The sequence below is a fragment of the Aquabacterium sp. genome (genome assembly GCF_004297345.1).
In the GTDB taxonomy this organism is placed as follows: domain Bacteria; phylum Pseudomonadota; class Gammaproteobacteria; order Burkholderiales; family Burkholderiaceae_C; genus Aquabacterium.
On sequence record NZ_SCTN01000328.1, the window covers coordinates 1 to 8,425 of the forward strand.

The 8,425-nt window shown below is 63.1% G+C and carries 8 protein-coding genes; 5 read left to right on the forward strand and 3 right to left on the reverse strand.

All coding sequences use genetic code 11. The features are described from left to right. Nucleotides 1–407, forward strand: a 407-nt coding sequence (locus EPO09_RS11730) for a TIGR02281 family clan AA aspartic protease (protein ID WP_290643281.1), incomplete at its 5' end; no start/stop codon positions are given. A 4-nt stretch (nt 408–411) separates the two neighbouring features. On the opposite strand, the gene EPO09_RS11735 is transcribed toward EPO09_RS11730, so the two are convergent. Next, nucleotides 412–1,275, reverse strand: a complete 864-nt coding sequence (locus EPO09_RS11735; RefSeq protein WP_290643284.1) for an MBL fold metallo-hydrolase — start codon at nt 1,273–1,275, stop codon at nt 412–414. Between the two features lie 101 nt (nt 1,276–1,376). Here EPO09_RS11735 and EPO09_RS11740 point away from each other — a divergent pair, with 101 nt between their 5' ends. Next, nucleotides 1,377–2,114, forward strand: coding sequence for a pseudouridine synthase (locus EPO09_RS11740; protein ID WP_290643286.1), 738 nt, complete (start codon nt 1,377–1,379; stop codon nt 2,112–2,114). Between the two features lie 22 nt (nt 2,115–2,136). Here EPO09_RS11740 and EPO09_RS11745 read toward each other — a convergent pair whose 3' ends face one another. Then, nucleotides 2,137–2,751 carry a TetR/AcrR family transcriptional regulator gene (locus tag EPO09_RS11745; protein WP_290643288.1) on the reverse strand — a complete coding sequence of 205 codons (615 nt, stop codon included), beginning with the start codon at nt 2,749–2,751 and terminating at the stop codon, nt 2,137–2,139. Continuing rightward, on the reverse strand, nt 2,748–3,611 hold the full coding sequence (locus EPO09_RS11750; protein ID WP_290643289.1) for an alpha/beta hydrolase: 864 nt from the start codon (nt 3,609–3,611) through the stop codon (nt 2,748–2,750). The genes EPO09_RS11745 and EPO09_RS11750 overlap by 4 nt, the downstream gene beginning before the upstream one ends. Nucleotides 3,612–3,787: 176 nt before the next feature. Between EPO09_RS11750 and EPO09_RS11755 the strand changes: the two genes are divergently transcribed. From EPO09_RS11755 to lspA, 3 genes are all read left to right on the forward strand, one after another. Next, nucleotides 3,788–4,774, forward strand: coding sequence for a bifunctional riboflavin kinase/FAD synthetase (locus EPO09_RS11755; RefSeq protein WP_290643291.1), 987 nt, complete (start codon nt 3,788–3,790; stop codon nt 4,772–4,774). Between the two features lie 246 nt (nt 4,775–5,020). Continuing rightward, the gene (ileS, locus tag EPO09_RS11760; RefSeq protein WP_290643295.1) at nt 5,021–7,843 is read left to right on the forward strand and encodes an isoleucine--tRNA ligase; all 2,823 of its coding nucleotides are present in this window, start codon (nt 5,021–5,023) and stop codon (nt 7,841–7,843) included. 14 nt (nt 7,844–7,857) lie between these two features. Further along, entirely contained in the window at nt 7,858–8,379 is a 522-nt protein-coding gene (gene lspA, locus EPO09_RS11765; protein ID WP_290643293.1) for a signal peptidase II, read from the forward strand. The last annotated feature ends 46 nt before the right edge of the window (nt 8,380–8,425 follow it).

An 8,425-nucleotide genomic window follows, 5' to 3' on the forward strand; every position in this document is an offset into this window, starting at 1 on the left:
CGCCGGTCAGCATTGGTGGCTCAGGCGGCGGGGCTTCCGGCACGCAGATCATCTTGTCTGCCAGTTCAGGCGGGCATTTCATCACCCAGGGCTCGGTCAATGGCAAAGCCACTCAGTTCATGGTGGATACGGGCGCCACGTCTGTTTCGATGGGGCAGGACGAAGCGCGCCGCATGGGTATCAAGTTTGAAGACGGGCAGCGCTTTTACGGCAGCACGGCCAATGGTACGGTGGTCGGTTACCGCGTCAGCCTGACCACGGTGCGCATTCAGGACGTGGAAGTGCACAACGTGGACGCCGCGGTTTTGCCGCAGCCCATGCCGTTCATCTTGCTTGGCAACTCGTTTCTCACACGCTTTCAGATGAAACGGGAGAACGATGCGCTGACCTTGACCAAGCGCTTTTGACAGATCAAGCCGCGAATTGCGCGCGCGCGTTGCGCCGTTGGCGTGACAGCCCATCCAGTCGGGCCAGCTCGACCGGGTCGTGCGCGCAAAACAGCGTGACCTCTTCGCCATGCTGCTGCTTGAGTTCACGCAGGCGCAGCTGGTTGGCCACGCGGCTGGCGCCATCCATCTGAACCAGGCTCTGGAAGACGCGCAAGCCGATGGGGCAATCTGGTTCGTCCAGGTCCATCTCGCCGCGGAAGAAGTAGGCGTCTCCGCAGTGGAGCAGCCAGCCGTTGTCGCCTCGCACGGCCACGCCGCAGTGGCCCTGGGTGTGGCCGGTCAGCGGCACCAGCAGCACTTCTTCATCGGTGCCCGGCAAGGCGCGAATGGCCTCGAAGCCCATCCAGCGTTCGCCGTCAGCACTGTGCGGCGCCCACTTGGGGCCGTGCGCCCATTGCGCCGGGATGTAGCGGCTCTTTTCCTTGAGGCTGGGGCGCGTCAAGGCGGCTTGCAGCTCTTTGGCGTACACATGCACTTCGGCCTGGGGGAAGTCGCTCAAGGCGCCTGCGTGGTCCAGATCCAGGTGGGTAGGCACGATGTGGCGCACATCGCGCGGATCCAGGCCCAACTCCTTGATCTGATTCAGTGCTGTTTCGCTCATCAACAGGCGAGGGCGCACCACTGCGTTGAAGCCCATGCCCAGGCGATTCGGGTTGGCCACATCGGCCGTGCCCAGCCCCGTATCCACCAGGATCAGGCCTTCCTTGCCTTCGATCAGCAGGCAGTGGCAACACATGTGTGCGGCAGCGAACCAGCCGCCTTCGCCACTGAGCAAACGGCGCCCCAATGGACACATGGAACCGCAATTGAGGTGATGCACTTTCATGTGGGGAACCCTTCAGGCTGTGGCTGCGCCAGCATGATGGCAGCACAATAGCGGTTTGGCCATCACTTGGCCAACATCTCCGCGAACTTCGTTTTTCTACCATGCCCCCACGTTCCCGTTTGCCCGCCGGTCATGAGCACCTGGATCAGATTCTGTTTGCCCAAGGCTTTGGTGCTCGTCGTGATTGCGAGGGCCTGATCCTGCATGGCCTGGTGCAGGTTCGCGGCGAGGTGGTGACGGATCCGGATGCGGTCTTCCCGGTGGATCTGCTGGAGTTGGTGGTGGATGGCATGCCCTGGGTTGCGCACGTCAAGGCCCTGATCGTGCTGAACAAGCCGGCAGGCTACGAGTGCTCGCTCAAGCCCGGTGCCTGGCCGGGCGTGCATAACCTGTTGCCCGTTCCTTTGCGGCGCCGAGGCCTGCAACCCGTAGGTCGGCTGGACCAAGATACGACGGGCCTGCTCTTGATGACCGATGACGGCCCCTTGCTGCACAAGCTGACGTCGCCCAAGCACCATGTGCCCAAGGTGTACGAAGTGACCTGCAAGCATCCGGTGACGCAGGCGATGTGCGACAAGCTGCTCAAAGGTGTCGTGCTGGACGATGACCCTTTGCCCGTGAAAGCCGATGCGGCTGAAGCAGTGGGCGAGGGCGAAACCTGCCATCTGCGTCTGACGCTGCTGCAGGGCAAGTATCACCAGGTCAAGCGCATGGTGGCGGCTGTCAGCAATCGTGTGGAGGCCTTGCACCGCAGCGAGATCGGTCGCCTGACCTTGGCCGATGACTTGGCGCCTGGTCAGTGGCGCTGGCTGGAAGATCCGAAGCTGGTCTTGCCCTGATCGCCTGGGGCAGTCGTTTGATTTAGGCGCTGACCGCGCCGGGGCGCAAGCGATCGATGAACTCGGAGAGTTGCTTGTAGGCAGCGCGCCCGTTGAGGCCCATGTCGTCGAACTCACCTTCTGCCAGTGCCTGACAAAGCGTCTCGGCGCCAATCAACAAGGATGCGATCAGTTCGCTGTCCTGCAGCGATGGGTTCCAGCGTTTGACCTGCTGGATCTGCTTGAGCCGGCATGCCGCGCGAGCTTGTTTGACTTCCGGCGTCGTGGCGGCCAATTGCTGCAGGCTGCGTTTGAACAAGGCAAAGCAGCGGAAGTTCTGCACGAAGGCTTCTGCAATGTTCTGGCTGCTGGCCTGCTCGGTCAGCATGCCATCGAGTTGCGTCAACTCAGCATCTGTCCAGGCCTCGAAGACCTGGATGAACACTTCGAGCTTGTCCTTGTACCAGCGGTAGAAGGTCTGGGGCGCGAAGCCCGCACGTTGCGCAATCTTGTTGCTGGTCGTGTGCTCATAGCCGAACTCCACGAACTCGGCGCCTGCGGCCTGTAGCAGCATGGTCTTGGCGTCCTGTCCGAGCGCGGCGTCTTGCTTGGACGGGCGGCCGGTACGTCGGCGAGGTGGGGCGATCTCGGCGTTCATGTCGGGAAGGTCTGTTTCAGCCATTGTTGCAGGGCCTGGTAGACCTGGCCTCGGCCCGGTTCGCGCAGCAGATCGTGTTTCAAGCCCGGGAACGCACGCAGTGTGGAGAGATCGGCAGGCAGCGCCTTCATGAAACGCTCGCAGCCATCCTTCATCACCAGGCGATCATCTGGCGTGTAGAGCATCAAGGTTGGCACGGTCCAGCTGGGCGCTCTGCGCATCACGGTCGGGCCTTGACCCGCCATGAACAGGGCGACGCGTGGCGTGATCTTTTTGTGCGACAAGGGATCGTTGTTGATTTCCTCGACCACAGCCGGGTCCGAGTTGATCCACTCCGTCTTGAAGGCCACGGGCACGGCCACGTCGAGGATGAGCCGGCCCATGGTGGACAACAAAGCCTTCTGGACGAGGCTCATCGTGGGTTGCAAGGCAGGTGCCGACAGGATCAGGCCGCTGAGCGGGCGAGCCCAGGGGGCTTCTTCTCTGGGCAAGGCTTGGGCGGACGCAAAGCGCGCAGCCAGGGCGCCACCCATGCTGTGTCCCAGCACCACACGGGGCAGCCCCGGGCAGGTCTGCTCGACCAGGTCCAGTACGGCAGCCAGATCGTGCAGGTAGTCATCATCTTGACGGATGGCGCCACGGGGGCCCTCCGATTGGCCGTTGCCGCGGATGTCTGGCGCCAGCATGATCCAGCCGGCTTCATTGACGTGGCGCGCGGTCTCGGCATAGCGAAGGCCATGTTCCGACAGCCCATGCAGCAACACGACCACACCTTTCGGTGAGGCCACAGGCCAGTGCGACAAGTGGAGCTTCAGGCCGTCGCGGGCCACAAGGTGCGACGGGAATAACGCGTGAGACATCGGGGCGCAGTCTACGACACGCCACGCGCTTCACAAGACAGACCGCCTCGAACTAGTCGGGGGGTCCTCCCTCATTTTTGAATTAATGTGATTTTAGTATCACTTTTGTGTTGGCAAATCGATGCAGCACCCGTGTCCCCCTTGGTGAGGGGGATCGCCGGGCATAATTTGGGCCTATGCAAGTCTTTCGCGGTTTCAACCATGCGGCGCTGGCGCCGGCCTGCGCGCTGACCATCGGCAATTTCGATGGGGTGCACCGGGGGCATCAGGCCATGCTGGCGCTGTTGCGCAGCGAAGCCCAGCACCGGGGTGTGCCCGCCACCGTGCTGACCTTCGAGCCGCACCCGCGCGACTATTTCGCCCAACTGGCCGGCAAGCCGGAGATCGCGCCTGCGCGCATCGCCACGCTGCGCGACAAGCTGTCCGAGCTGGAGCGCTGCGGTGTGGATCAGGTCGTGATCTTGCGCTTTGACAAGCAGTTCGCCAGTCAAAGCCCCGAAGACTTCATCAACAAGGTGCTGGTCAAAGGCTTGAATGCCCGCTACGTGCTGGTCGGCGACGACTTCCGCTTCGGTGCCAAGCGTGCGGGTGACTACAACCTGCTGGATGCCGCTGGCAACGACCACGGCTTCGACGTGGCCCGCATGATGAGCTACGAGGTGCACGGCGTGCGCGTGTCCTCATCCGTGGTGCGCGATGCCATGGGCGAGGGCGACATGGCCCGTGTAGAGCAGATGCTGGGGCGCCCTTACACCGTCAGCGGCCACGTGGTGCATGGCGCCAAGCTGGGCCGCAGCCTCGATTGCCGCACGCTCAATGTGCGCTTCGGCCATGAAAAACCGGCCACCACAGGCATCTTCGTGGTCCGCACCCACGGCCTGGCCGACCACCCGATCGAAGGCGTGGCCAGCCTGGGTGTGCGCCCCACGGTGGAAGACGCCGGCCGCGTTTTGCTGGAGGTCCATTGCTTTGAATGGCCCGCCAAGCTGGGAAGCGAAGGGGGCTACGGTAAAATCGTGCGTGTGGAACTCCTGCACAAACTCCGAGATGAAGCCCGTTACGACGGGCTGGACGCGTTGCAGGCCGCCATCCACAAGGACATTGCCGATGCGAAGTCCTTTTTCCAGGCGCAGCGCCGTCAGACCACGCGCGACCGAATTTGACGCTCACCGTCTGACCGAACCCAAGCCTGGCCGCTTTCCCCGCCGTTTTTTGCCGATCAAGGCAATGTGCGTGGTGCGCGGCTCACCTGATTCCCAGGAACCCGATGGCAACGGGGCCCGATGTGGCCGCACTGTCGTGTTCCTTTGCCGAGAACGATCATGAGTCAAGACAAGAAGCCCGCCGCCGCCAACAACGCTGCCAACGCCGCAGGGGAAGGCCAAAGCCAGTACCGCGCCACGCTGAACATGCCCGACACCCCCTTCCCGATGCGGGGTGACTTGCCCAAGCGCGAGCCGGGCTGGGTTACCGAATGGGAAAAGAACGGCCTGTACGACAAGCTGCGCGCGGCTCGCCAGGGGGCGCCCAAATTCGTGCTGCACGACGGCCCTCCTTATGCCAACGGCAACATCCACATCGGCCACGCCGTCAACAAGGTCCTCAAGGACATGATCGTCAAGGCGCGCCAGCTCAAGGGCATGGACGCCATCTACGTGCCCGGTTGGGACTGCCACGGCCTGCCCATCGAGAACCAGATCGAAAAGACCTTCGGCCGCAACCTCAGCCGCGATGACGTGCAGGCCAAGGCCCGTGTCTACGCCGCCGAGCAGATCGATGGCCAGCGTACCGATTTCAAGCGCCTGGGCGTGCTGGCCGACTGGGCCCATCCCTATCGCACCATGGACTTCGGCAACGAAGCCAACGAGATCCGCGCCCTCAAGAAGATCATGGAGCGTGGCTATGTGTACCGTGGCCTCAAGCCCGTGTACTGGTGTTTTGACTGCGGTTCCTCGCTGGCCGAGTTCGAGATCGAATACGCCGACAAGAAGTCCCAGACGCTGGATGTGGCCTTCCTGAGTGCCGAGCCGGCCAAGCTGGCCGCAGCCTTCGGCCTGAGCGCACTGAGCAAAGACGCCTTCGCCGTGATCTGGACGACCACCGCCTGGACCATCCCCGCCAATCAGGCCCTGAACGTGCACGCCGAGCTGAGCTACGCCCTGGTCGACACGCCCAAGGGCCTGCTGGTGCTGGCGGAATCGCTGGTGGAAAAGGCCGTGGCCCGTTATGGCTTCGAAGCCGATGATTGCAAGGTCATCGCCACCACGACCGGCGCCAAGCTCGAAGGCCTGAAGTTCAAGCACCCGCTGGCTCATGTGCATGAAGGCTACAACCGTGAATCGCCCGTCTACCTGGCCGAATACGTCAGCGCCGAAGACGGTACCGGCATCGTGCACGCCGCGCCTGCCTACGGTGTGGACGACTTCAACTCCTGCATCGCGCACGGCCTGAAGTTCGACGACATCCTCAACCCCGTGCAAGGCAATGGCGTCTACGAAGCCGATCTGCCCCTGTTCGGCGGCCAGCACATCTGGAAGGCCGCCCCGGTGGTCCTGGAGACGCTGCGCGAGCACGGCCGCCTGCTGGCCACCAAGGACATCGTCCACAGCTACCCGCACTGCTGGCGCCACAAGACGCCGGTGATCTTCCGTGCCGCCGCACAGTGGTTCGTGCGCATGGACGAGGGGCAGGGCGTGTTCGCGTCCAACCCAGCCGACAAGACCCTGCGCCAGACCGCGCTGGACGCCATCGACCACACCACCTTCTACCCCGAGAACGGCCGCACCCGCCTGCGCGACATGATCGCCAACCGCCCTGACTGGTGCATCAGCCGCCAGCGCAACTGGGGCGTGCCGCTGCCTTTCTTCCTGCACAAGGTTACGGGCGAGCTGCACCCGCAAACCATGGCCTTCATGGACAAGGCGGCTGACCTGGTCGAAGCCGGCGGTGTGGAAGCCTGGTCCAAGCTGGATCCCGCCGAGTGGCTGGGCTCGGAAGCGGCCGAGTACAGCAAGTCCACCGACATCCTGGACGTGTGGTTCGACTCCGGCACCTCCTTCTTCCACGTGCTCAACCCGGCGCAAGGCAGCCACCCGACGGCTGGCCACGACGAGCTGCACGAAGCCGACCTTTACCTGGAAGGCCATGACCAGCACCGTGGCTGGTTCCACAGCTCCTTGCTGGCCGCCTGCGCCATCTACGGTCGCGCGCCTTACAAGGGCCTGCTGACCCACGGCTTCACCGTGGACGGCCAGGGCCGCAAGATGTCCAAGTCCGTGGGCAACACGGTGGCGCCGCAAGAGATCAGCACCAAGATGGGCGCCGAGATCATCCGCCTGTGGGCCGCTTCTACCGACTACTCGGGCGACCTGGGTATCGACGACAAGATCCTCGCCCGCGTGGTGGACGGCTACCGCCGCATCCGCAACACCCTGCGCTTCCTGCTGGCCAACACTTCCGACTTCAATCCTGAGACGGATGCCGTGCCGCTCAACGAGTTGCTGGAGATCGACCGCTACGCACTGGCCCGTGCCTCGCAACTGCAGGAAGACATCCTGGCGCACTACGAGCGCTACGAGTTCCACCCGGTCGTGGCCAAGCTGCAGGTCTACTGCTCTGAAGACCTGGGCGCCTTCTACCTGGACGTGCTCAAGGATCGCCTGTACACCAGCGCGGCCAAGAGCCAGGCTCGCCGCGCCGCGCAGACCGCGTTGTGGCACATCACGAACGGCATGCTGCGCTGGATGGCACCCTTCCTGAGCTTCACGGCTGAAGAAGCGTGGAAGGTCTTCAATGGCGGTGAATCGATCTTCACCGAAACCTACTGGGACTTCCACGAGGCCGACAAGGACAGCGAACTGCTGGCCAAGTGGTCGCGCATCCGCGCCTTCCGTGAAGAGTGCAATCGCCAGATCGAAGAGGTCCGCACACGCGGTGAAGTGGGCGCCTCGCTGCAGGCCAATCTCTTCGTCACGATCAACGCTGACGACCAGCGTCTGCTGGCCGACCTGCGCAGCCTGGGCGATGACCTCAAGTTCGTGTTGATCGTGTCTGCTGTCGAGCTGGCAGAAGGCCATTCCACGCAGATCGAAGTCAACCCATCCAAGGCCGTGAAGTGCGAGCGTTGCTGGCACTACCGCGACGACGTCGGCAGCAACCCCGAGCACCCCACCATCTGCGGCCGTTGCGACAGCAACCTGCATGGCGAAGGTGAGCACCGCGAACACGCCTGAGTAGCAGCAAAAGCATGGCCACCAAAAAGTCCGCATCGGGCTCCAGCCAGGGTGTTCTGCCCTGGTTGGGCATCGCCTTCATCCTGATCCTGCTGGACCAGTTCACCAAGGTGCTCATCCTGGGGGTGTTCCAGCTGGGTGATGGCCGTCAGGTGCTGTCATTCTTCAACGTCGTGCGCGTGCACAACACCGGTGCGGCCTTCTCTTTCCTGGCTCATGCGGGCGGCTGGCAACGCTGGTTCTTTGTGGGCCTGGCTTTTGCCGCCACCGGTTTCATCATCTACATGCTGCGTCAGCATCACGGGCAGAAGCTTTTTGCCTGGGCGATGTCGCTGATCCTTGGCGGCGCCATCGGTAACGTGATCGATCGCCTGATCCACGGCTACGTGGTGGACTTCCTGGACTTCCACTGGGCCATCCTGTCGCCCATGTTCCCGGGCGGCCATTTCCCGGCCTTCAATGTGGCGGACTGCGGCATCACCATCGGTGCAGCCTTGCTGATACTGGATGAATTGAAGCGAGTTCGCCGCGGATAACGCTTGTTATTGGCATGAATGCCCTGTCCCGGACAGGGCAAAAGTC

Excerpts from the sequence above, each read along its gene's own strand:
- EPO09_RS11735 (WP_290643284.1), bottom strand. The coding sequence starts at position 1,275 with ATGAAAGTGCATCACCTCAATTGCGGTTCCATGTGTCCATTGGGGCGC.
- EPO09_RS11740 (WP_290643286.1), top strand. The coding sequence starts at position 1,377 with ATGCCCCCACGTTCCCGTTTGCCCGCCGGTCATGAGCACCTGGATCAG.
- EPO09_RS11745 (WP_290643288.1), bottom strand. The coding sequence starts at position 2,751 with ATGAACGCCGAGATCGCCCCACCTCGCCGACGTACCGGCCGCCCGTCC.
- EPO09_RS11750 (WP_290643289.1), bottom strand. The coding sequence starts at position 3,611 with ATGTCTCACGCGTTATTCCCGTCGCACCTTGTGGCCCGCGACGGCCTG.
- EPO09_RS11755 (WP_290643291.1), top strand. The coding sequence starts at position 3,788 with ATGCAAGTCTTTCGCGGTTTCAACCATGCGGCGCTGGCGCCGGCCTGC.
- ileS (WP_290643295.1), top strand. The coding sequence starts at position 5,021 with ATGCCCGACACCCCCTTCCCGATGCGGGGTGACTTGCCCAAGCGCGAG.
- lspA (WP_290643293.1), top strand. The coding sequence starts at position 7,858 with ATGGCCACCAAAAAGTCCGCATCGGGCTCCAGCCAGGGTGTTCTGCCC.